At 42.0% G+C, this 23,906-nt stretch carries 24 protein-coding genes; 17 read left to right on the top strand and 7 right to left on the bottom strand.

What is annotated here, in order from left to right; all coding sequences use genetic code 11:
• Positions 1-25: 25 nt before the first annotated feature.
• The 3 genes from L3V41_RS14950 (at position 26) to L3V41_RS14940 (ending at position 4,044) form a co-directional block, all read left to right on the top strand.
• A complete protein-coding gene (locus tag L3V41_RS14950; protein WP_062567332.1) occupies positions 26-1,204 on the top strand; it encodes a response regulator in 1,179 nt (392 codons plus the stop codon).
• A gap of 43 nt (positions 1,205-1,247) precedes the next feature.
• Positions 1,248-2,003: a class I SAM-dependent methyltransferase gene (locus tag L3V41_RS14945; protein ID WP_062567333.1), complete on the top strand. Its 756-nt coding sequence runs from the start codon at positions 1,248-1,250 to the stop codon at positions 2,001-2,003.
• 115 nt (positions 2,004-2,118) lie between these two features.
• On the top strand, positions 2,119-4,044 hold the full coding sequence (locus L3V41_RS14940) for a methyl-accepting chemotaxis protein (RefSeq protein ID WP_237114782.1): 1,926 nt from the start codon (positions 2,119-2,121) through the stop codon (positions 4,042-4,044).
• Between the two features lie 132 nt (positions 4,045-4,176).
• Here the strand turns inward: L3V41_RS14940 and L3V41_RS14935 are convergent, their stop codons facing one another.
• Entirely contained in the window at positions 4,177-4,560 is a 384-nt protein-coding gene (locus tag L3V41_RS14935) for a VOC family protein (protein ID WP_193988276.1), read from the bottom strand.
• Positions 4,553-5,194 carry a transcriptional regulator gene (locus tag L3V41_RS14930; RefSeq protein WP_193988277.1) on the bottom strand — a complete coding sequence of 214 codons (642 nt, stop codon included), beginning with the start codon at positions 5,192-5,194 and terminating at the stop codon, positions 4,553-4,555. The genes L3V41_RS14935 and L3V41_RS14930 overlap by 8 nt, the downstream gene beginning before the upstream one ends.
• A gap of 100 nt (positions 5,195-5,294) precedes the next feature.
• Here L3V41_RS14930 and L3V41_RS14925 point away from each other — a divergent pair, with 100 nt between their 5' ends.
• Complete coding sequence (locus L3V41_RS14925; protein WP_062567337.1) at positions 5,295-5,768, top strand: peroxiredoxin; 474 nt, start codon at positions 5,295-5,297, stop codon at positions 5,766-5,768.
• Between the two features lie 62 nt (positions 5,769-5,830).
• Here L3V41_RS14925 and L3V41_RS14920 read toward each other — a convergent pair whose 3' ends face one another.
• Positions 5,831-7,975, bottom strand: coding sequence for a S8 family peptidase (locus L3V41_RS14920; RefSeq protein WP_237128029.1), 2,145 nt, complete (start codon positions 7,973-7,975; stop codon positions 5,831-5,833).
• Between the two features lie 322 nt (positions 7,976-8,297).
• Here L3V41_RS14920 and L3V41_RS14915 point away from each other — a divergent pair, with 322 nt between their 5' ends.
• Positions 8,298-9,482 (top strand): NAD(P)/FAD-dependent oxidoreductase, encoded by a 1,185-nt coding sequence (locus L3V41_RS14915; protein ID WP_062567339.1) that lies wholly within the window; start codon positions 8,298-8,300, stop codon positions 9,480-9,482.
• 96 nt (positions 9,483-9,578) lie between these two features.
• On the opposite strand, the gene katG is transcribed toward L3V41_RS14915, so the two are convergent.
• From katG to coaBC, 4 genes are all read right to left on the bottom strand, one after another.
• Positions 9,579-11,792 (bottom strand): catalase/peroxidase HPI, encoded by a 2,214-nt coding sequence (gene katG, locus L3V41_RS14910; RefSeq protein WP_237128028.1) that lies wholly within the window; start codon positions 11,790-11,792, stop codon positions 9,579-9,581.
• Between the two features lie 189 nt (positions 11,793-11,981).
• Positions 11,982-14,735, bottom strand: coding sequence for a prolyl oligopeptidase family serine peptidase (locus tag L3V41_RS14905; RefSeq protein ID WP_237128027.1), 2,754 nt, complete (start codon positions 14,733-14,735; stop codon positions 11,982-11,984).
• Between the two features lie 207 nt (positions 14,736-14,942).
• Positions 14,943-15,530 (bottom strand): nucleoid occlusion factor SlmA, encoded by a 588-nt coding sequence (slmA, locus tag L3V41_RS14900; RefSeq protein WP_062567343.1) that lies wholly within the window; start codon positions 15,528-15,530, stop codon positions 14,943-14,945.
• 112 nt (positions 15,531-15,642) lie between these two features.
• Entirely contained in the window at positions 15,643-16,836 is a 1,194-nt protein-coding gene (coaBC, locus tag L3V41_RS14895; RefSeq protein WP_237128026.1) for a bifunctional phosphopantothenoylcysteine decarboxylase/phosphopantothenate--cysteine ligase CoaBC, read from the bottom strand.
• Between the two features lie 141 nt (positions 16,837-16,977).
• Here coaBC and radC point away from each other — a divergent pair, with 141 nt between their 5' ends.
• The 12 genes from radC (at position 16,978) to L3V41_RS14835 (ending at position 23,783) form a co-directional block, all read left to right on the top strand.
• The gene (radC, locus tag L3V41_RS14890) at positions 16,978-17,652 is read left to right on the top strand and encodes a DNA repair protein RadC (protein ID WP_062567439.1); all 675 of its coding nucleotides are present in this window, start codon (positions 16,978-16,980) and stop codon (positions 17,650-17,652) included.
• 273 nt (positions 17,653-17,925) lie between these two features.
• Entirely contained in the window at positions 17,926-18,162 is a 237-nt protein-coding gene (gene rpmB, locus L3V41_RS14885) for a 50S ribosomal protein L28 (RefSeq protein ID WP_036973115.1), read from the top strand.
• An 11-nt stretch (positions 18,163-18,173) separates the two neighbouring features.
• Complete coding sequence (gene rpmG, locus L3V41_RS14880; protein ID WP_022946036.1) at positions 18,174-18,329, top strand: 50S ribosomal protein L33; 156 nt, start codon at positions 18,174-18,176, stop codon at positions 18,327-18,329.
• A gap of 229 nt (positions 18,330-18,558) precedes the next feature.
• Positions 18,559-18,900 carry a 30S ribosomal protein S6 gene (gene rpsF / locus L3V41_RS14875; protein ID WP_036973113.1) on the top strand — a complete coding sequence of 114 codons (342 nt, stop codon included), beginning with the start codon at positions 18,559-18,561 and terminating at the stop codon, positions 18,898-18,900.
• A gap of 67 nt (positions 18,901-18,967) precedes the next feature.
• Positions 18,968-19,270 carry a primosomal replication protein N gene (priB, locus tag L3V41_RS14870; RefSeq protein ID WP_062567440.1) on the top strand — a complete coding sequence of 101 codons (303 nt, stop codon included), beginning with the start codon at positions 18,968-18,970 and terminating at the stop codon, positions 19,268-19,270.
• Between the two features lie 12 nt (positions 19,271-19,282).
• Positions 19,283-19,510 carry a 30S ribosomal protein S18 gene (rpsR, locus tag L3V41_RS14865; RefSeq protein ID WP_002962753.1) on the top strand — a complete coding sequence of 76 codons (228 nt, stop codon included), beginning with the start codon at positions 19,283-19,285 and terminating at the stop codon, positions 19,508-19,510.
• A gap of 35 nt (positions 19,511-19,545) precedes the next feature.
• Positions 19,546-19,998: a 50S ribosomal protein L9 gene (gene rplI / locus L3V41_RS14860; protein ID WP_062567345.1), complete on the top strand. Its 453-nt coding sequence runs from the start codon at positions 19,546-19,548 to the stop codon at positions 19,996-19,998.
• Between the two features lie 238 nt (positions 19,999-20,236).
• On the top strand, positions 20,237-20,668 hold the full coding sequence (locus tag L3V41_RS14855; protein ID WP_062567346.1) for a type IV pilin protein: 432 nt from the start codon (positions 20,237-20,239) through the stop codon (positions 20,666-20,668).
• Between the two features lie 5 nt (positions 20,669-20,673).
• Entirely contained in the window at positions 20,674-21,123 is a 450-nt protein-coding gene (locus L3V41_RS14850) for a GspH/FimT family pseudopilin (protein WP_193988283.1), read from the top strand.
• Positions 21,120-21,521 (top strand): prepilin-type N-terminal cleavage/methylation domain-containing protein, encoded by a 402-nt coding sequence (locus L3V41_RS14845; RefSeq protein ID WP_193988284.1) that lies wholly within the window; start codon positions 21,120-21,122, stop codon positions 21,519-21,521. The genes L3V41_RS14850 and L3V41_RS14845 overlap by 4 nt, the downstream gene beginning before the upstream one ends.
• Positions 21,518-22,042, top strand: coding sequence for a prepilin-type N-terminal cleavage/methylation domain-containing protein (locus L3V41_RS14840; protein WP_237114789.1), 525 nt, complete (start codon positions 21,518-21,520; stop codon positions 22,040-22,042). Before L3V41_RS14845 ends, L3V41_RS14840 begins: the two co-directional genes overlap by 4 nt.
• Positions 22,035-23,783 carry a polymer-forming cytoskeletal protein gene (locus L3V41_RS14835; RefSeq protein WP_237128025.1) on the top strand — a complete coding sequence of 583 codons (1,749 nt, stop codon included), beginning with the start codon at positions 22,035-22,037 and terminating at the stop codon, positions 23,781-23,783. The genes L3V41_RS14840 and L3V41_RS14835 overlap by 8 nt, the downstream gene beginning before the upstream one ends.
• The last annotated feature ends 123 nt before the right edge of the window (positions 23,784-23,906 follow it).

Below are 23,906 nucleotides of genomic sequence, written 5' to 3'. Positions count from 1 at the left end.
AAAAAGCTATTTACAGGATAAAAGCATGTCGAAACTGGTGTTAGCCATAGATGATGACAAATACGTACATCATGTAATTGAAGAGTCACTTTCTGGCTTTTGCACATTGATCCATGCTAAAAATGGCGATGAAGGGTTAAGACAAGCAATTAAATATAATCCAGACATTATTTTACTAGATGTTGAAATGCCCGGAAAAACAGGGTTTGAAGTATGCAGTGAATTAAAAGCTAACTCTCAAACTAAAGATATACCCGTGATGTTTCTATCTGGGAAAAAGGAACTTCCTGACCGTGTTAAGGGTTACAATTCAGGGGCTTCTGACTATATTGTTAAACCCTTTAATGCTGAAGAGTTAATGGCACGTATCCGTGTTTTGTATGAATACCGACAGCATTCTAAAAAGCTAAAAAGCGATGTGGAGCGCGCGCAAATAACCGCTGAAATCGCCATGACAGACTCGGGTGATATGGGGCGTATTATGCGCTATGTGGGTCAAAGTTATCATGCACATGATATCCAATCGCTGTCAGAATACATGTTTGAGTTTTTTAACCCAATGGAGCTCGATGTAGTGCTCGCTTTTTGGTATCAAGATATCGGGATTTTTTGTGGTGCAGAGGGGGCTGTTTGCCCACTAGAGCGTGAGTTACTCGAAAAACATCGCGATGCTAACCGGTTTGTCGATTTTGGCCATCGTACCATTATTAACTACCCGAAAGTGTCCATGTTAATTAAAAACATGCCACTTGATGATGCTCAGTTGTATGGCCGATATAAAGACTTGTTTCCGCATATTCTTGAAGTGACCAATGCGAAGGTTCAAGATATGGAAGTCAATGAGCGAGCACTCACACAGGCTAAACAAATCGGTAATGCATTTAGCGAGCTGTCGGAGCAAATGTATCAACACAGTTACTCGCGAGAACGGGCTGTCGAAAAGTTTGCTGTGCAACTGAGTGAACTGAATAAGTCAGTTGAACAAAGTAAGTTACTAAATAGCGATGAAATCATTTTTCATTTACAGCACTTACAACAAACCCAGTTACTTTTTGCCTCGCTGAATGATGATCTTGAAGCGATTAAGTTTCAGTTGCTCCACATTATTGAATCGCGTAGTGAGCTATTGGGTCATTTACAAAAAATGGCAGAGCCTAGCCACACAGAAGATGTGACATCACAAACGGATATCGAGCTATTTTAAGCCATGATATACTCATGGCCATTAGTATAGCTCGGAGTTTTACGTGGTAATTCATTGTCCCTTTAAAGAAATGCGTCCTTATTTAGATGCTATAGAGCAGCGCTTTGGTTTAACTGAATGGGCGAACAGTAATGACGGCTTTTCATTGCATTATGATGAGCAAGGTCTGAGCTTAAAAAAGAAAGATGAGCCTAAACTAGGGGCTATCCACGTCGACTTTGTCACAGGAGCGGCGGCGCACCGCCGTAAATTCGGTGGTGGTAAAGGCCAAGCAATTGCCAAAGCTGTAGGGTTAAATAAAGGAGCCACACCCGTTGTCCTTGATGCCACAGCAGGACTTGGGCGTGATGGTTTTGTGCTGGCGTCACTCGGTTGTAAAGTTATTTTGCATGAGCGTCATCCTGTGGTAGCTGCACTATTATTTGATGGCCTTGAACGCGCCTACGGTGATGCTGAAATTGGCGCATGGATGAAAGAAAATATGAGCTTAGTATTCGGTTCGAGCCATACTCTACTTGCTCAGTGTAACGATATACCAGATGTCGTGTACTTGGATCCGATGTTTCCTCATCGTGAAAAATCAGCTTTAGTTAAAAAAGAAATGCGAGTATTCCAAGCGCTTGTTGGCGCTGATAGCGATGCAGATGATCTTTTAGATTTTGCCTATCCGCTGGCGAGTAAGCGAGTCGTGGTAAAGCGGCCTGACTACGCGCCATTTTTAAATGCTGAAACACCCAGCATGCAGATCAAAACTAAAAAGAACCGCTTTGATGTATATGTGAAAGCTGCAATGACCTAACCTACCCTTTTGTACTATTTTTGATTAATAGTTTCTGGATATTAGGTTGGGTTACATCAAATTGTCATAAAAGGTTAATATTCTACACGCGTAATGACTTAGGGGATTATAGTTTATGCGCGTGTCATCATTTACTCGGTTATTGGCCGTTTTACTCACACTTGCTAGTATCTTGTTAGCGGCGACCTTATTTTGGGCAAGCCAAACTCTATTAAGTTTAGAACAACAAAATAACGCTTATAATAAACTCAAAAATACCCTAGTTATTGATTTAAAAAGCCACCTCGATGACTATTTAGAGCAAGGTGATAGTCAATACCTTAATTTATCATCGGCACTGATTGCTGAGGTCATAAAGCAAGACTTAGCGCATCTTCCTCAAGATTTAAATTCACACTTATCAACTCAACTCTCAGCATTAGATAAAGATATCAATGGTAAATACCGTGCTCTAGGTAAGTTATCGGGTAACGAAATGGCTTTATTGGACAACTCGCTCAGGCAAATGGCAGGCTCTGCCTCCTCGCTAATAGGCTATGCTCGTAAAGCAAAGCCGCAAACAGATTTAGCGCTTGAATATTACCAACTGGGTGCCGACTATTACAACGAAGTGACATCACTTGCTTTATACACCTACAAGCTGGTTTTAAGCTTTGATCAAGACACCAAAGCAAGCCTCAATCAAAGCGTAGAAAATTTAAATGCATTAGCAAGCAAAATTGATGCGCTTGATAACCTAGGAGTGATGAGTGAAGTCGACGAAGATGCTTTATTTTTTGGTGAAGAAGCCGAGGACTTAGCCGGCGATATTAAATCGGAGTTAATAAGTTGGCCTAAGCGTTTCCCTCGTGATTTAGCCTCAACGCTAGAGCAAGCTGAGCAGCGTCAAACGGGTATGCAAGCACTGCGTGAACAAATTGCGGCCTTATCGGCAACGGTGCTTGGGGCTGAGCAAAAACTGAAAGACGAACAAAGCCAGCTTAAACAGCACGTATTTATTGTATTTTGTATTGCGATTGGCATGTTAGTGGTACTTGCAGGCGGTGTTTATTTTGTACAGCGTAATCAAGTTTTAAACCCGCTGCGTCAGTTACGAGATGGCTTTGCATTCTTAATTGAAAGTAATGAGCTTAAAAATATTGAAAGCAAAAATCCAAAAACTGAAATAGGGGAGATAGCTCATTATTTTAATCAGTTAATTGAGCGTCAACGAATTGAAGCGGAAGAGCGTGCGCAAATGCTCAAAGTGATTAATGACTTTATGTTAGAAATGAGTGAGCACTTACTTACTATTGCTCAAAAGACCGATGCTAGCCACACTCAAGTTGAGCAAAATCAAGGGCTACTAAGCGATATTCAACATATTGGTGAACAAGTTAACACCATTAATAGTCAAGTGGCTGACAACGCAAAACAGACATTTGGTGCCATGGAGCAAAGCTTAGGTTTTGCTGAGAGTATGCTAACAGCAAGCTCACATACTGAGCAGCGTGTTGAGCAAGGGTTAAATAGCTTAAAAGAGCTATTAAAGGGCGTGGATGATGTTGGTCAAGTTATTGAAGTAATTAAAAATATTGCTGAGCAAACTAACTTGCTAGCATTAAATGCCGCTATAGAATCGGCTCGTGCAGGGGAGCATGGCCGAGGTTTTGCGGTTGTAGCTGACGAAGTGCGCAAACTTGCTAGACAAACCCAAGGCTCACTTGATGATATTAACAGTCAGCTTAATCGCCTAAGTGAAAACTCATCAATGGTATCGACACAAATAAGTGCCCTTGCTAACGATGCAGAGTTACAAACACAAAATGCCCAAGAGCTAAAACGTAACTCTGAAGGCGTTGCTGATAATGCACAAGATGCTAACAAGGTCGCGTTTGATGCGATGGAGCTAGCTAAACAGCAAAATGCATTACTCGAAAACTTTAGTCAGTCTATGCAAAGCATGAAAGGCCAAGTGAGTGAATCGAACGTGCTAGTAAGTGATATTCAGCAGCGTTTGCAGCAACAAATGCAGACAATTAAAACCAGCTTAGGATTATAAGTGTTTCAAGTGGACTGAAAAGCACAAAAAATAGCGAGAGTTGCTGCTCTTTCTAATGGGGAATGTATTATTTAACTTCTTTAAACCAAGTGCGGGGTGAGCGCACTTGGTTTTGACGGTATAATCTTTACCCTATCTTTTGCTGCGTGGAACATCACTGGATTGATACATTGATATTTGATGATTATCTGGATCTGCGATTTCTGCTGACCAGCCACCTGGTGCATGGCTTACAGGGGTGACAATAGTTACTCCCTTTGTTGCGAGTGTTTCGACTACGTCATCAATCCCACCATCAGCTAACTCAAAAACAATAATGGGTGTGTTTCCGGGCTTTGACTCCTGTTTGAAAAAGAGTAGTTCGATGTCATTTGCTGTTTTAGCAAGCAGCCAACCCTCTCCATCTTCTTCCATTCTTTGAATGTTTATTCCGAGCGTATCACGGTAAAACGCTTCTGTTTTATCTAGATCGCTAATGTAATAACAAATTGCGCCAATTTTACTTTTATCAAGCATGGTTCTTTTCCTGTTTTTTAATAGATATCACCTTATGTTGCCGTGCAAGGTGGTTTTGTGAGGTCATCATAAAAAGATGTCCATCAGGGTCATGGCTTGCGAGTGTCGCTTCATCACGGCATGGCGCATTAAGAAGTGCTTTACGTATTTGCCCAAACGGCAAATCTTCAGCTAAACCTTCAAGTTCAAGTATTTGTTTTGCAACGGTTTGTCGCCAGCGGCGTTTAATCTCAGCTATCCGTTGCCTTAGAGCTGCGTCTGATACTCGCAGCAGCCAGATGATTTCTTTTTTACAATGCCCTGTTAAAACTAAAAGTGCTGTTGTTTTTAGGCTAGGCGGTAATGAATCGATAAAATAGGTTGCTGTTTCGTCGTTGTATGTGTGTGTATTGTTCGTATTGGTGAAAGTTACTTCACGCTTTTTTCTTCTTGCGGCAGAACGCGCATTAAATACAGATTGATTACGCAGTACACCCATAAGCCAGCGACGGTTTTTTATACATGTTAGATCTGAGCGTTTAGCCTCAACGGCAACAAGAAGAGCCGTTTGCAGTAAGTCTTCAGCCTCTTCTTTATGTAATGTCACCTTATGAGCATAGCGTAAAAGGTTTGCGTAATAATTTTTATTATTCATAGCGCTTAGTGATTATAAGTAGAGTTAGCAATTGATATATAGTTTAATTAAACCTTACTCTTTCATACTGCTAATGTATATTTTCTTTCAAGGAATCACGATGATCGAACAAGGCCAAACTTTACCTACTGCAACCCTTAGCGAATTAACCAGCGAAGGCATGCAAACGTTAGACACAGAAGCATTATTTGCTGGTAAAAAAGTAGTGCTATTTGCTGTGCCAGGGGCATTTACGCCTACCTGTTCAAACGCTCACTTACCTGAGTTTGTTACACTGGCTGATAAAATTACCGCCAAAGGCGTTGATGCGATTTACTGCGTCTCAGTGAATGATGCATTTGTAATGAAAGCATGGGGTGAGGCACATAATGCTGAGCATATTCGTATGTTAGCCGATGGTGATGCTAGTTTTACCAAGGCGCTTGGTTTAGATAAGGACACTGCTAGCTTTGGTGGTGTGCGTTCAAAACGTTATGCAATGATCGTCGACGACCAAACTGTAACAGGCTTGTTTGTTGAGCAGGATAAAGAATTTACAGTAAGCCGTGCAGAGGCCGTTTTAGCTAAATTATAAAACTAAAAAAGCCGGACGAGAGTCCGGCTAAAAGTCCCAAGGGTAATCGGGGTTATCAACGATTAAGGTTGATATTGTGCATCAAGTGTGACACCTGAAAAGGTTTGAAATGCATTTAAGCTTAAGTGCCAAGTACCTGCTTGTGGGTTGCTAAAAGTACATGTTTCAGCACTGCCACTTTTGTACGGACGACAGTCATAGCTGCTTGTTGTAGGTTGACTTCCAAATTTAACAAATAAATCTGCATCACCTGTACCGCCAGAGCTAGTCACTGTAAAGCTAGACATATTAGCAGGCACATCAATAGTGTAGTGTTTCCATTGACCAGCGTTAGCCGAAATATTTTCAACTATACCGCCGCCTGCTTGTGGTGAGCCTGTACCACCAGAAGCGGTTAAGTCACCTACAAGGCTCACACCTGAGTAGGCAGAATAAGCACTTAGCATTACGTGGTATGTACCTGCTGTTGGACTATCGATTGAACATACTTCGTTATTACCGCTTTCATAAGGGCGGCAATCATATGTTGTTGTAGTAGGAGCATTACCTGCGCGAACATATAAGTCTGCATCGCCCGTACCACCACTCATAGTGAAAGTAACATTTGTTGCGCCCGCCGGTACTTCCATTGTGTAGTAGGTTTTGCTGCTTGCTGCGCCACTTAAGCCTGTTAATGCTTGACCATCTTGTAACTCATTGCCTGTAGCTGGCGGCTGAGTTGAACCCGATGCTGCTGCAACTGCAGCGGCTGCATCGACAATACCTGTACCACAGTTATTACATGTAGCAGGGAAAGAGCGAGTCGTTGATTTTAAAATGCTTTCAATTTCATCTGGCGTTGCAGAAGGCTTCGCTTGTTTGATAAGTGCCGCGACACCTGCAACATGCGGTGCAGCCATTGATGTACCTTGTGAGAAATGATAAGAATCACTGCTTGGGCCAGTTGCGCCTGAGTTATGAGTTGATAATACACCCTCTGAATCATTCGCAAAGCTTTGCGCACCACCAGGGGCTGCAACATCAATATTACTACCAAAGTTTGAGTAATAAGCACGACCACCGTTACGGCCAACAGAGGCAACATTTACAACGCCATTACAGTTACCTGGGTTGTAGTTAGCCGAATTATCATTACTGTTACCAGCGGCGATAACAACAACTGCGCCGTTGTTGCGTGCTTGGTTTATAGCATTTTGCGTTGTTGAGCTACATGCACCCCCACCACCTAAACTCATGTTGATAACATCAGCAGGGTTAGCATTTGCAGGTACGCCAGACACTGAACCACCTGACGCCCAGATAATACCGTCTGCAATATCAGATGTTAAACCACCACATTTACCAAGCACACGTACAGGTACAACCTTGGCATCATAAGCAACACCTGCAACGCCTTCACCATTATTTGTTACCGCAGCAACGGTCCCCGCAACATGAGTACCATGCCAGCTAGAGTCTTGATCTGCCTTTGGTGAGGGATCGCCATTTTGATCTGTACCGCACTCACCACGTACAACTGCATCGCCAGGGTCGCGAGCGTCGCTGTCACGGCCACCACCATCGTTGGCAACAGATAGGTTCGAAATCATGTCGTAGCCAGGTAAGATGTTGGCGTTTAAATCAACATGTGGGCGGTAACCCGTATCAAGTACAGCAACTGTTACACCGCTGCCTGTTGCGCTATCCCATGCTGTAGGTAGATTCAAGCCACCTGCTTGCTCGTAGTAGTGCCATTGGTCAGAATAACGTGGATCATTAGGTGTTGCGAAAGGCTGTAACATTTGGTCAATTTCAATGTACTCAACGTTGCCAGTTGCCATAACTTCTTGCATAAATGCTTGTGCTTCATCGGCCGAAAGCTTTTTATCAGCGCGCATTACGTGGTGGTTGCTCATTGCCATGGCACGTACATACTGAGCTTTTGCTAAGCCTTTTTTGCTGCTGAAATTCTTCACAAAGCTTTGTGCTTTTTGGTTCATCATAGCAGGTGTTTGCTCAGCGGCAGACATCGTGGTCATATCAGCGTTGCTATTTTTGTATTTAATAATAAATTGTGTTCCAAAACCGCTTTGACCTTGTAATTTTGCAGCGGTATCTGCCATTGATGGTGGTAACATTTGGTTTGGTGCGGCCATTGCTGCTGTTGTTCCAAATAACGCTGTGAGGCTTAATGCAATTGCGCACTTTTTCAAGTTGTTAGTTGTCATAATGATCCCTAGATTGTTATAAGTTGCTTCGCACGACTTTCCGCGAAGGGGGACAAAGGTAAAATAAATGTAAATATAGTTAAAATATCGTTTTGTTATGTTTGTCTCTATTTTGGTTATAACTAAATGTATAGATGGCTAAATATAACTATTTATTGGGTTTTTTTGCTTTTTTCTAATTATAAAGTTCCAATTTACTGTTATAGAGTTTTTACTTTATTTTGTTTTTCGGGTTTATCTTTTTTCAAAAAAATGACTAAGTTAACAACGAGCGCGTAATATCTTGTTATAATCAGCTAAATTTTTTCAGTGAGAATGAGTAATGACCCAAGTAGATGTAATTGTGATTGGTGCCGGTGCCGCAGGTTTAATGTGTGCAGCACAAGCAGGCTATCGAGGTCGCAATGTTACTGTGCTTGATATGGGCAAAAAGCCTGGCCGTAAAATTTTAATAAGCGGTGGTGGGCGTTGTAACTTCACAAATGAAAACGCAAGCCCAGACAACTACTTGTGTACTAATCCTCACTTCGTAAAATCCTGTTTAAGCCGTTATACCCAACATGACTTTATTGAGCTGGTGGACCGTCATGGTTTGGCTTATCACCATAAAACGCTGGGCCAGCTATTTTGTGATAACAGCGCGCAAGATATCGTTGATATTCTTTTAACTGAGTGTGAGTGGGCTGGGGTAAACATTGCTCTTCGTAACGAAGTACTTAGCGTGATAAAAAACGATGCTGGTTATGAAGTTATAACCGAACAAGACAGTTATCAATGCGAGTCATTGGTGGTGGCATCCGGTGGTTTAACCATGCCGAAACTTGGCGCATCGCCCATTGGTTATAAAATTGCTGAACAATTTGGCTTAACGGTGCTACCAACCATGGCTGCATTAGTGCCATTTACATTGCACCAGCATGATAAAGATCGCTTTGATGGTTTATCTGGGATCAGCATTCCGTGTTTAGTAACCAGTGAAGATGGCACCCAGTTCAAAGAAAATATCCTCTTTACCCACCGCGGCTTGTCGGGGCCCGCTATTTTGCAAATCAGTTCATTCTGGCGCGCAGGGCAGAGTGTTTACATCAACTTATTACCTGAGCTTGATTTAAAACAGCAGCTTGAGCAATGGCGTCAAAGCCAAGGGCAAAAGTCACTAAAAAATACCCTTGCAACCATTTTACCCAAACGCTTTGTTGAAATGCTGCACGATACAAAAGCGATTCCAGATTGCAATGTAAACCAGTTAACCCATGCACAAGTCGACGCATTACATGACTACATTCACAATTGGCAAATAAAACCCAATGGCACAGAGGGTTATAGAACAGCCGAAGTTACACTCGGTGGCGTAGATACCGATGAGTTAAGCTCAAAAACCTTCGAAGCAAAAAAATCAGCAGGTCTTTATTTTATTGGCGAAGTGACCGACGTCACTGGTTGGTTAGGTGGTTACAACTTCCAATACGCTTGGAGCTGCGGCTTTGCAGCAGGGCAGTATTGTTGATTAGTTTTATAACATAACCAACAAAGCCGCTAACTTCACTTAGCAGCTTTGTCGGTTGCAAAAAATATAAGGGATTAATTGCGAGAATATAAAGTATTAACGTAGGTCGAATCTGTCTAGCGTCATTACTTTAGTCCACGCAGCTACGAAGTCATCAACAAACTTCTGTTTAGCATCGTCAGATGCATACACTTCAGCAATTGAACGTAGCTCTGAGTTTGAACCGAAGATTAAATCGACTGGTGTCGCTGTCCACTTAAGCTTGCCTGATTGACGGTCACGTCCCTCGTAAATACCTTCTTCAGAAGACTTAGACCACTTCGTTGACATATCGAGTAAGTTAACGAAGAAATCGTTGCTTAATGTGCCAGGTTTTTTCGTGAATACACCGTGTTTAGTTTGGGCAGTATTCGCATTAAGAGCACGCATACCACCTAGTAGTGCAGTCATTTCTGGTACTGATAAGTTGAGTAAATCAGCGCGTTCAACGAGCATTTCAGCCGGTGATTTCCATGCTGAGCTGTAGTAGTTACGAAACGCATCTGCCGTTGGCTCAAGTACTTCGAATGATGCAACGTCAGTCATTTCTAATGACGCGTCCATACGACCTGGCTTGAACGGGACTGCGATAGAGAAACCCGCGTCGCTTGCTGCTTTTTCGATTGCAGCTGCACCACCAAGAACAATCATATCAGCGAGTGAAATTTCTTTACCGCCGGATGCGTTTTTATTGAACTTAGTTTGGATTTTCTCAAGTTTGCTAAGTACTTTAGCCACTTCTTTTGGGTTGTTTACCGGCCAATCTTTTTGCGGAGCAAAACGAATACGTGCACCGTTTGCACCACCACGCATATCTGTGTCGCGGTAGCTCGCTGCTGATGCCCATGCAACTCGCACAAGCTCAGATACAGATAAGCCTGAATCTAAGATGCTTGCTTTAAGTGACGCGATATCTTTGCCATCTACTAGTTTGTGATCAACCGCAGGGATGTAGTCTTGCCAAATTAGCACTTCTTCAGGCACTAAGTCACCTAAGTAACGAGCGCGTGGGCCCATGTCACGGTGGTTTAGTTTGAACCATGCTTTAGCAAATGCCAGTTCGAACTCTTTCGGGTCGTTTAAGAAACGCTCTGAAATCTTACGGAACTCAGGATCTGCTTTTAACGCGATATCAGTTGTGAACATGATAGGTGCATGACGCTTACCTTTAATGTGCGCATCGGGCACTAGGTTAGACGCTTGACCATTTTCTGGGATCCACTGAGTCGCACCTGCTGGGCTTTTAGTTTTAACCCACTCAAAGCTGAATAAGTTTTGTAGGTAGTTGATTGACCAACGTGTTGGTGTCACTGTCCATGCACCTTCAAGACCTGAAGTGATGGTATCTTCTGAGTGACCTTTACCACATTTGTTTTTCCAACCTAAGCCTTGCTCTTCAATCCCCGCTGCTGCTGGCTCTTTGTCTAAACACGTCGCTTTTTTCGCACCGTGTGCTTTACCAAAGCTGTGACCACCGGCGATTAGCGCAACGATTTCTTCATCGTTCATTGCCATGCGGCCGAATGATAGACGAATGTCGTCTGCTGCAAGAAGTGGATCAGGGTTACCGTGAGGGCCTTCTGGATTTACATAGATTAAGCCCATCTCAACGGCCGCTAATGGACCTTTAAGTTTGCCTTTTTTGTCACGGCGCTCGTCAGTGAGCATTTTGCCTTCAGGGCCCCAGTATACGTAATCTGGTTCCCAATCGTCTTCGCGACCACCGGCATAACCGAAGGTTTTGAAGCCCATTGATTCAAGCGCAACGTTACCTGTTAGCGCCATTAAATCTGCCCAAGAGATGCTGCGACCGTATTTTTGTTTAATAGGCCAAAGTAAACGACGCGCTTTATCAAGGTTGGCGTTATCAGGCCAGCTGTTTAGCGGGTCGAAACGTTGTTGACCACCGCCTGCGCCACCACGACCATCAAACGTACGGTACGTACCTGATGCGTGCCACGCCATACGGATGAAAAATGGACCATAGTGACCATAGTCAGCTGGCCACCAATCTTGAGAATCAGTCAATACTTTCTCGATATCCGCTTTCACTGCGTTTAGGTCTAACTTTAGGAATTCTTTTTTGTAATCAAAGTAAGGACCCATAGGATCTGACTCTGCACCATGGGCACGAAGTTGACTAAGATCTAATTGTTCTGGCCACCAAAATTGGTTTGATTTGATGTCGTTTGTAGCTTGTACGCCTGTTGCCACCAACAGTGATACCGCAACAGCTACTTTAGACAAGGCTGAGGTCGATTTTTTAAACATTGTATAGTCTCCAGTTAGAAGTTGCGTGAAATATAGAGTTGTTCTGATTAACTTTCCACTTACAAACTGGGGTTTAAATCGATTGATAAAATCGAAAAAACAGATGATATGATTGATTTTATAGAACAAAGCCAGCAAAAATGCTGGCTTTGAAGGAGGTGTGCTTTGAGCTAAAATTTAGCTTGTTGCTTATTCCTCAATAAAAGGGATGCCGTTTTTGATCCACTCAGCGGCTGGTTTGCCTTTTAAGTAGTGATCAAAATATTCCATCATACGTACCGAGAAATCTACTTGGTTAGGGAATTTCTTCAAGTGATGTGGTTCACCTTCATATTGTAAGAAGGTGGCATCTTTACCCGCACGGCGAAGAGCAAGGTAGTACTGCACCCCTTCGTGCCATGGCACCGCGTCATCTTTGTCACCAAACATAATGAGGATTGGGGTATTTACTTTATCTGCAAAGAACACTGGTGAGTTTTCGATGTATAGCTCTGGTGCTTCGAATAAGGTTTTACCAATGCGGCTTTGACCTGTTTCGTATTGGAACTGACGCGCAAGACCTGATTTTAAGCGAATACCGCTGTAAGCACTGGTCATGTTAGACACCGGCGCTCCCGAAACAACCGCTTTAAACATATTTGTTTGGGTGATCATAAAGGCGCTTTGATAGCCTGCCCATGAGTGACCTTGTAAGCCAATTTTATCGGGATCAGCAATGCCTAAATCAATTAACTTTTGAGTTGCGTTGATCATGGTTTGTGTTGATGATTTACCAGGATGACCAATCTCAAAACGGATATCCGGTAAGAAAATCGCATAGCCATTTGAGGTAAACATCGGGAAGTTAGGGCGATGATTTAACTCCATTTTCGGGAAGTCATACATGCGTTGGCTCATATAGCGGTAGAAGTACACAACTACAGGAACCTTGTCGCCTTTTTTGTAGCCTGCAGGCTTAATTAATACGCCTTGTAAGTCTTCACCATCAAACCCTTTGTAGCTAATAAGCTCAGGTTTTTCACCCCATGCAAAGTTGCTAATTTGTGGGTTTAGGTTGGTTACACGCTGAGGCTTTTTGAAGCTAAAGTCAGTTTGGTAGTAATCAGGGAATTGCTGATAAGTTTGCGCTGTAAATAGATATTTGTCGGCATTTTTCGCCTTTTTAACAACATCATAGCGCTTTTTACCCGAAAGTACTTTGCTTACTTTATTACTTGTTAAATCAAGTTTAGCAATTTCAGTTTGTTTATCTTGCACGTTGGTTGCGCTGAGTAATAAAGTCTCGCCTTTGGCAAAGCCAACTTGGTCTTTATCAAGTTTAATAATACGATATTGGGTATTCGTTTCTTTACCTTGGGTTAAACGCGTTGCCTTTTTTGTCGCGACATCAAAAGCCCAAATATCAAATTTACTGTAAACCAGTACTTGGCTGCTGTCGTTTAACCAGCCAGCAAAGCCATAACCTGGCTGAGGTGACGGGTAGTCATGCTTATCATCGGCAAAAATCGCGTTAATTGCCTTAGATAAGGTCGAAACTTTGTTATTTCCTAAATCTTTAAGTTGAACGTGGCTGTTTTGAAAAAATGCCGCATATTGACCATTTGGCGCAAGGCTGGGTCTAAATGGATAATCGTTGATGATAGCCGTTTGCTTACCTGTTTTAACGTCAACACTGTAATAGTCTGCGTAAAAACCACCGTACATTATGCGTTCTAGGTAAGGTAGGTCTGAATAGCCTAATAGCGCTTCGCGGTGAGTGTTAAGTGAAACCTCAGGCATACTTGGTGTACTTAACTGCACAACCTGTTGACTATTTACATGATACACCGCTTTATAATGACGAAGCTTGTTATTTTCATTCCATTGCTGCTCTTCACGTGGCTTAATTTCAGCGTCTTTATTGTGCCAAACATTGAGGCCTTTATGGTCGCGAATGGTATCGAAATCATATAAAGAGGCTTCGTCTGTGTATTCTTTTGCTTCGATCTTTGCCGTTAATTTCGGATGATTTTCAAAGTATAAACGAGCACCATCTTCAGACCATGTTAATGAGGCTGTTTTGCCAATAGTCCAGCTATTATCAGCTGAGTTTATGGTCGATAGGGCACCATTTTGTAAAAGCTGTAAGCTGTGGTCGCGACGTCGCGTATCATCATTCACATAATTACCAATTAACAGCGCTGCGGTATTGCTGTTTGGTTGCCAAGCTATTTTATTTGCAACCACACCTGGCTCATCAATCAACACACTAGTTGCAAAGTCATTGTTAAGCGTAACTAATACAACTTGGTTGTCGGCACCATCACTAAAGCTTTGGCTTGCGAGTAATTGCTCGCCGGTGCTGCTCATTGCATAGCTAAACACATTGTTTAGGGTGTGAGTGGTTTTGTCTTGAAGGTTAACAAGCACTAAATCAAAGCTTTTATCTTTTTTATCTGGTTTGATTTCGCTGCTGTTTTCGTCTTTTTCTTGGTCGTCTTTTTTATCTGCTTTCTTATCGAGTCTGTAAGCAAGCCATACACCGTCATCTGATAGCGCATAGTCTTTTACATCGTTAAATGTCTGTTGCTCACCGTTTTTAGTATTTACTAAAACAAGGTTGTTTTTCAGTTCGTCTTTTTTCTTAGTGGTTTCTTTTTCAAGTAGGGTCGGTACCTGAGTAAACGCCACCCAATTTGCCGCTTTATTAATTATAGGGCGAGTACCGCGCTCAACGCTTGCAAGGAGGGTGTTATTGTTTAATGCGTAAACCTGACCTTCAGCATTACCGCGATAAGGGTCGGCACTGAAAGTAAGAATTTGGCCATCTTCAGACAGTTGGGTGCCTTTTGCGTATTTAAAATCAAACACGTCTTTAAATTGCAGAGCTTCTTTTGCACTGAGCTGTGCACTACCAAGGCTTGCCACTAAGGCTAAGCTCAAAAGTGATAATTGCGCTTTCATTTATCTTCTCGTTGTTTTTAAATTTACGCGTTCAGTGTAGCGTTTTTAGTAAACAATTCGAGTAGATACGATAAGTTGCTTATTTAGGGAGTTGAGCTGTAAGCCTAAAAACTTTTCGGTAGGTTTTGTAATAAGAGGGTGTAGCGGAGTTACCCGCGTACTTTTGATTAGACTGTTGCGCGATATTAAATCGCGCCTACAGCTAACTTATAACCAAATCTTTTTCAGTTCAGGCCATTGTTTTTCAAATTGCGCACTCGGTTTCGCTTTAAAGTCGCTGCGCACGAATTGATTCATCTTACCTTCAACGTAAGCCAGTAAGAAGTTGGCTAACGTTGTTTCGTCAGATTGGAATGCTTTACCTTCACGAAGCTTACGTTCACGAAGAACTTGCTTAAATTGCGTTTCTAGCTTTTCGAATAAGCCTTGCACACGTTCACGTAAGCGCTCTTGCTCACCTTGCAAGGCATCACCAGTTAAAATACGGGTAATACCTGGATTTTTTTCGGCGAATGCTAATAGTAAAAGCAAAATATTGTATACGCGTGTTTGACTCTCTTTTTCATTTTCTAGAATGAGGTTAATACGCGATAGCAGAGTATCTTCAATAAACTCAATCAAGCCCTCAAACATCCGCGCTTTACTCGGGAAATGACGATAAAGCGCAGCTTCAGACACGCCCACTTCAGCTGCTAGTTTGGCAGTAGTGATACGTTGACCTGGGCTGGTTTCTAACATTTGTGCGAGTGCTTGCAGAATCTGCTCTTTGCGATTACTTCTTTTTGTCGCAGGCATGACCATTCCTTTCTTATAATTTATTACTTGCGCTGTATAGACTCAGACAAGCCATTTTTTGTGCAAATGAGAGGCTTATGTTAATGTTTTATTCAGCTTCTTTCCAGCATTTTTACAAACGCTTGGCAAGCTCTCTCATAACACTCATCGCTAAATCTTTTTTGCTACCCACCGCTAAATCTTGCTGCTCATTGTGCCAGAACAGTGTTAAAGCATTATGATCAGAATTAAAGCCAAGGCCTTCTTTTGACACATCATTTGCACAGATCATGTCGAGATTTTTATTTTTTAATTTACCTTGGGCATAGCTTGCAACATCTTGTGTTTCGGCGGCAAAGCCAACCGTGTATGGGCGGTTTTCGTTAAGTGCTGCAACGTTAGCGATGACATCTGGGTTTTTAACTAAGGTGAGTGTGAGTTCATCACCTTGTTTTTTCATTTTTTGATCTTCAATTGCGGCTGCGCGGTAATCGGCAACGGCAGCACAGCCAATAAAAGCATCAGACTGTACAGCAAGTTCCATTGATGCGATTAAAAGCTGCTCAGCGCTTTCAATGTGAGTGAGTTTTGCATTCGCTGGTGCTTTAATTGTCACTGGCCCTGAAATCAGGTGTACCTTTGCACCTAAAGCAAGTGCCGCTTCGGCAAGGGCATAACCCATTTTTCCTGAGCTATGATTAGAAATATAACGCACGGGATCGAGGGCTTCTCTGGTTGGCCCTGCTGTAATTGTAATGGTTTTGCCAGTAAGTAATGGCTCAATGTCTGGCTGTGTACACAGCGCTACCAGTTCATGCGGCTCTAGCATACGCCCAGCGCCTACATCACCGCAGGCTTGCGAGCCTTTACCTGGCCCCCAAATTGCTACCCCGCGCTCGGCGAGAGTATTAAGGTTAGCCTGCGTTGCAGGATGTGCGTACATTTGTTGGTTCATCGCCGGTGCGACAGCCACTTTGGCTGGCGTTGCTAATAAAAGCGTGGTGAGTAGGTCATCAGCTATGCCCATCGCCATTTTTGCTAATACATTGCTGGTCGCAGGCGCCACTAAAATCAAATCTGCCCACTTGGCAAATTCAATGTGCCCCATTGCGGCTTCAGCTGCAGGGTCAAGTAATGAATCAGACACAACCTCTCCACTGACGGCTTGCATCGTCAAAGGGGTAATAAAGTGCTTGGCTGACTCTGTCATAACCACTTTTACTTCGCAGCCAGTGTCTTTTAAGCGTCGCACTAGCTCTGCACATTTATAAGCTGCAATGCCGCCACTTATACCTAGTAAGATTTTTTTATTTGCTGATTTTGTCATTACATGAAATTTAACTTTGGTCGATATGCGCTAACGATAGCAAATCTTTGCCAATTTCATGAAGTTTTCTTTTTTAAAGGAAGGAAAAAAGAAAGTTTTGTTGTACAGTTTAATCTGTTTGTTTCTTTTTGGGGTACTTTGATGTCGTTAAAGGATTTACCACTGTCAGCTCGGCCTCGCGAAAAGCTGCTTTTACAAGGCGCTAAAGCGCTCTCAGATGCAGAACTGTTAGCTATCTTTTTGCGCACAGGTGTTGCTGGTATGAATGCGATTGAATTGGCTGAACACTTATTACGTATTAATAGTACGTTGCAGAATTTATTTAATGCCAGTGAGCAAGCGTTTTGTTCTCAAAGAGGGTTAGGAACTGCAAAGTATGTACAGTTACAAGCGGTATTAGAGTTAAGCAGACGTTACTTGCTTGAGCAATGCCAGCGAGAAGAAGTATTTAGCTCTCCTCAAGCAGTGTATGACTACCTGACTATTCAATTGCGGGGCTTGCAACAAGAAGTCTTTATGGTGCTTTATTTAGATAGCCAAAATCGATTAATAAAAGATGAAGTGCTTTTTTATGGCACTATAAATGCTGCTTCTGTGTATCCCCGTGAGGTGGTTAAGGCTGCTTTAAAGCAGAATGCGGCGGCACTTATCTTTGCTCATAATCACCCAAGTGGAGTCGCGGAGCCTAGTGAAGCTGACAAGTTAATCACTCATAAATTGCAGCAAGCACTCTCGTTAGTCGATATTAATGTGCTTGATCACATCATTGTGGGCGGTAAAAACTGTGTTTCGTTTGCTGAGCGAGGATTAATTTAAGCGAAGCGAAGACTGGAGTGTGTTAAAAATGAGCAGTTTAGCGGTTTTTTAGAAATTAGTTTAATTTAAATGCAGTTTTTACTTTCCCTAAGGGCTTTCGATCATTATAATTAGCCGCTATCAAATTTACACATGAGCTGATTGGATAAGATCTGTTACTTGATCTTTGCCTGCATAAGCTGTATAAAGAGCGCCCTTCGATTTATCCCGGGGCACAAATACATGGCCTAAGGGAAAATTAAGCTCGAGCGAAGTTATTGGAGATATATAGACATGTCTAAAGTATGTCAAGTTACAGGTAAGCGTCCAGCGGTTGGTAACCACCGTTCACACGCGAGAAACGCGACTAAACGTCGTTTCCTACCTAACCTACAAACGCACCGTTTTTGGGTTGAAAGTGAAAAACGTTTTGTAACATTACGCACTACGACTAAAGGTATGCGTATTATCGATAAAAAAGGCATCGACGCGGTTCTTACAGAAATCCGTGCTCGTGGCGAAAAAGTTTAAGGAACTGAATCATGCGCGATAAGATCCGTTTAGTTTCAACTGCTGGTACTGGTTTTTTCTACACTACCGACAAGAACAAGCGTAACATGCCTGAAAAAATGGAAATCAAAAAATACGATCCTAAAGCTCGTAAACACGTGATTTTCAAAGAAGCTAAAATCAAGTAATTTTAGTTTTTCAGAATCTCAAAAACCCAGCTTCGGCTGGGTTTTTTGTTTTTACAGCCTAGAAAGCAATAATTCAGTACAAGAATCTAACTTGGCTTGCTGTTTTATCTTGCTTAATTATCAATCTAAGCGTAAAATGCGCGCTCATTTCGGCTTATTAAATTTAATTCCTTGCCTTAAACCGACTGGCCGAAACGGTAGAAGGCTCTATTAACCGTAAGGAATATCCATGCGTCATTACGAAATCGTATTCATGGTTCACCCTGATCAGAGTGAGCAAGTACCTGGTATGATCGAACGTTATACTGGTTCTATCACTGAAGCTGGTGGTACTATCCACCGTCTTGAAGACTGGGGCCGTCGTCAATTGGCTTACCCAATCGACAAGCTTCACAAAGCTCATTATGTTCTTATGAACGTTGAAGCACCTACTGAAGTAATCAGCGAGCTAGAAACTACTTTCCGCTACAACGATGCAGTGCTTCGTAACTTAGTTATGCGTACTAAAGACGCTGTAACTGAAGCATCTCCTCTTGCAAAAGAAGAGAAGAAAGAAGCACCAGCTGCTTAATCGTTTTGAGTCCAAGCATGGCGCTTGCAGTTGAGACAAAAAGATGAGCCAACCGCTTAATCCTTATATGAATCAGCTGACGCTATCTGGGGTTGTTTGTAAAACCCCCAAGTATAGTCAAAGCCCTGCTGGTGTTCCGCATTGTATTTTTGTTCTTGAACATAAATCAATGCAAGTTGAAGCAGACCTTAACCGTAATAGTTATGTCAGGCTTCAAGTGGTTGCCAGCGGTGCGTCAATGCAGCAACAGACTCAACAATTGCACGTTGGGCAACAAGTGCAAGTGACGGGGTTTTTAAACCGTCATGAAGGCCGAAACGGCTTAAGCCAATTGGTCTTGCATGCTCAACATATAGAAAGAATTTTTTGAGGAATTTTACTCATGGCACGTTATTTCAGACGTCGTAAGTTCTGCCGCTTTAAAGCGGAAGGCGTACAACAAATCGATTATAAAGATCTAGCTACTCTTAGAAACTATGTTACAGAAAGTGGCAAAATCGTACCTAGCCGTATCACAGGTACTAGCGCTAAATATCAGCGTCAGCTAGCAACTGCTATCAAGCGTGCTCGCTACTTAGCCCTTCTTCCATACACTGACTTACATAAGTAAGCAGCGGATTAACAGTTTTTAAAAGGTGTAGAGACATGCAAGTTATTCTACTAGACAAGATCGCAAACCTAGGTGGCCTAGGTGACCAGGTTGTAGTTAAATCTGGCTTCGCACGTAACTTCCTTTTCCCACAAGGTAAGGCAGTTCCTGCAACTAAAGCTAACATCGAAACTTTCGAAGCACGTCGTGCTGAGTTAGAAGCTAAGATCGCTGAAGATCTAGCTGCTGCTCAAGCTCGTGCTGACAAGCTAGAAGCATTAGCTGAAGTAACACTAGTTTCTAAAGCTGGTGACGAAGGCAAATTATTCGGTTCAATCGGTACTCGTGACATCGCTGACGCTATCTCAGCTGTTGGTGTTGAAGTTGCTAAATCAGAAGTTCGTTTACCTCTAGGTACTATCCGTGAGACTGGCGAATTTGACGTTGCAATCGCAGTACACTCAGACGTAACAGCTACTATTAAAGTAATCGTTATCGCTGAAGCTTAATAGCAATATTAAGTAATAAAAGCCGTGCTTTAAAGCACGGCTTTTTTGTATCCGCTTCTTTTCAATTGGTACAAAAGCAGTTTTATAGTCTTACCTACATTTTAAAATCTAGTTCTTTTATCTTAATATCTTCTTCTTAATTAGTATAATTGGTGTACTCAATATGAAATTGCTTAAATTGACACCGACAGCGCTGTCATTTATATTTGATTCGTAAAAAAGTGGTAAGGATTTAAGATTGAAAAGTAAATTATCATCAAATAATAATTATAAACAACGTGGATTTACGCTCATAGAAGTTCTCATTGTCATCGCTATTTTAGGTATTTTATACAGTGTGGCGTTACCTGCTTATACCGAGCATATGCAGCACAGTAGACGTGCTGATACTCAGCAAGTTTTATTACAGTATGGTGCCAGTCTCGAACGCATATATTCGAGAAATGGTGGCTATCCTAATACATTTGCAACACAAAATACTGATTACTACACCTTCACGTATACGCCAACGAAAAAGGCACCTGGAGCCGTTGTTGATTTTAAAAACCGTGGTTTTAATTTAAAGGCAACACCTAAGTCTGGCTCAGCTCAGGCAGGGGATCGCTGTGGTGAACTCATGATTAAACATGACGGTAGTAACAGTGCTGCTGTAAATGATTGTTGGGAGTAGCTGTTGTGCGTAAAGCGGCTGGGTTTACTTTAATTGAGTTAATGGTTGTGCTTGCGATTATTGGTATTTTAGTCAGTCTTGCTTTTCCGTCATTTAGTCAGCAAATTCTACAAGATCGTATTGTAACGACAGCTAATCAACTCAACAGTGTTTATAAATATGCTCGCAGTGAAGCTGTAAAGCAAGAGCGCCCAATTAAATTGGTGGTAAATAATAATCTCTGGCAAGTTACTTTAAACGAAGCGGGTGCAGATACTGTATTAAAAGAGTTTGCAATTACTAAGGCTGGCGTAACAGTAAACTTAATTGCGCTAACCGTTAGTGCAAGTGGTGAAGTAGACCAGCAAGCTCAAATAGATATTAAAGATAATCACACCAATACCACAGATTATGTAATGTGTGTCCTTAAAAGTGGCCAAAACTGGTTAGCTGAATCATCAAAGGGATGCGCATGAAAAAGCAAGCTGGTTTTTCTTTATTAGAGGTAATGATTTCGGTTGTGATTGCTGGTATCGCTTTACTTGGTTTAGCTGCTGCTCAGTTAAAGTCGCTACAATATGCAACAAATAGCTTTCACTACACTGTGTCTTTAATTCAAGGTCAAAATAGTATTGAGCGGATATGGCCTCGCATTTGTGAAATTCAAAAAACTAACCCCGCACTTTTCCAAGATGTTGATTTCAGAGCAAGTTTGGCCCCCCAAGTCGCTGATTATCAAATTACGATTCCTGCGATTTATAATGATGATATGCAAATTAATGTTGCGTGGGTTGATGAGCGCATGACCGATAATGCAGAAAATCAAATAAGTCTTAATGCGAGTTTTCCTGACTTGTCGGCAGTGTGTTTATGAATAAATTAACACGCGGGTTTAGCCTTATTGAGTTGATGGTTGCCTTAGCCGCAGGGGCATTTTTACTTGCTGGTGTGAGTTTGTCATATGCAGCAATTAAAGGCACAATTGAAGTCAGTAAAGAGCTTGAAAATGCGCAAGAAGTTATTCGCTATACCAGTAAAATATTCAATCGCAGCATTAAGCAAACACAGCTAGTACCCTCCATTAGTGCGGATAAATCAACCATAACAATCATACAACCAGAGGGCGTGATTGCATGTAATGGCACTTTAACCACGGGCGTTATGACTGAAGTGTATAGCCTAGATAATAGTAGTTTAATGTGTTCACTCAATGGTGCTGCCGCTGAGCGTTTATTAACGGGCTTAGAAAGCGTGTCGTTTAGCTTATCTGGAGAGCTGGTTACTATTGTTGTAAAACCCCAAAAACTACCTGCTCAATTTGGTGCAGGAATTAATATTGATGTTGCTCTAACAAACACTATTTTAGTGAACGCATATGGTGGAAATAGTGTCTAAAAAACAACAGGGTTTTACGCTTATAACCGTATTAATTTTAACTGGCATGGCCAGTGTTGTTGTGCTTAGTTCATTACGAGAAAATATTGTTCAAGAGCGATTAAGTGGTAATTTTCAGAAAAAGCTCAATAGCCGCCTATTGGCAGAAAAAGGGGTGTTCGAGCAAGCTAAACTACTGCAGCAAACATTGAACCGTGAAGGTGTGCTGGCCATAGATGAACTAATTGATAAAACGGGGAATGCCAGTGGTGTAGGGGTGATTGGCGATGATGCAAAATTTACTGCTTTACTAAGCAAAAACCTTGATGGTGAACTGGAAATTGCAAGTTTAGGTCAACGTTATGCAGGTGATGCTCAAAGCAATTTAGTCGCCCGTTTTAGTGTGCAAGGGGGCAAAGGGAGTTCGGCATTTACCAATGCAATGGTGGGTTGTAAAGGTGTGAATTTGTCAGGTAGCGGCACCATCGATAGTTACGACTCAAGCCAAGGAAGCTACGAAGAGACAAAATCGAGTGATGGTGATGTATCGACAATTGATGGTGATTCAGATGTTGTTCTTTCAGGGCATTCACCTATTAAGGGCGACGTAAAAGCAACGGGTGTTATTTATTTAAATGGCTCATCTCCGATAATTGGTAATATACGCTCAAATACGGGAGTTAATATTTCATCAGGCAGTGGTTTACGTATTGATGGTAACGTATACACGCGAGGTTTTTATATCCATAAAGGTGGTCGGGTATCTGGGGTTGTTAGAGCCAACGGCGATGCTTCTATGCAGTGGTCAACTTATATTGATAATACCCAAGGCGAACGCTTAGATATTATGTATGGTGGAACGGGTAATTTTAAAGATACCTATAATAATCAGCAAGATGGTGTGCACTATAGTAATCGTAAGTTTAACGTGAACCCAAATGTAGAGCCTATTACAGTCGCAGATCCAAGTGCACCAGATTATGACCCTACAAACCCTGATACAAGCTGTGATCCTTTAATCATCCCCGAGAAAATGGCACAGCTGCACAGCGATACTGACAGTTATCATTCGCTATTAATTGGGGCTACCCAACAGTTTAAACTAACCAATGAAAAGGGCTTTTTTAGCCAGAATGGTAGCCAAGTGATACTCCCAAGTTTAAGTGATGTATTTTTATTTGATACCAAGATTCAAAACCAACCACATGGTTCGACAAGTAAGGAATATGTGTTTGCCCTAGACAAGTTAAAATTGACCAGTGATGGAAAAATGGAAGTTTCAGGGGGCGATGTTATTTTATTTATTGATGGTGACTTTTCGATGGAAGGGGACACGCGTTTAACGATAAAAAAAGATAGCAGCTTAACGATACTTATCACTGGCAAAATTAATATAGGGGCAGGTGCGAGTGTGATCACAGAGCAAGAGGGCTTAACGACAAGTGGTCACCCATCGTTGTCATTTTATTCATCATTTACTGGTGTAAATGGTGTGCAATTTAGTGGTGCTGCAAATCTATATGCGGCAATTTACGCACCTTTAACAACAGTAAAATTATCCGGCAGTGGTGAATTGTTTGGTAGTGTTCGTGGTTCAACGATTACTGCTTCAGGGGGCAGTGGTGCTCACTATGATGCTGGCCTTTTAAAAGTGCAAAATGGTGGAAAACCATCAACGCCTGCTCGAATCGTGTTTTTAGGTTGGCGTTATAAAACACCAGAAACTATTCAACAAGACAATGAAGGCGCGCTTACTAACTAGCTGTAAATAGTGTCAGGTCAACTAGTTGCCCTGACACGTTAAAAAAATTTAATTTCATTTAAACCTTTTGAATCTCCCCTTACGTCTAATACACTAAATTCACAATAATAATCATAAAGGACG

This window comes from Pseudoalteromonas sp. L21, from assembly GCF_021728035.1.
GTDB classification, from domain to species: Bacteria; Pseudomonadota; Gammaproteobacteria; order Enterobacterales; family Alteromonadaceae; genus Pseudoalteromonas; species Pseudoalteromonas arabiensis.
Note: the sequence above shows the minus strand (reverse complement) of the source record. Positions and strands in the feature narration are given on the sequence as shown.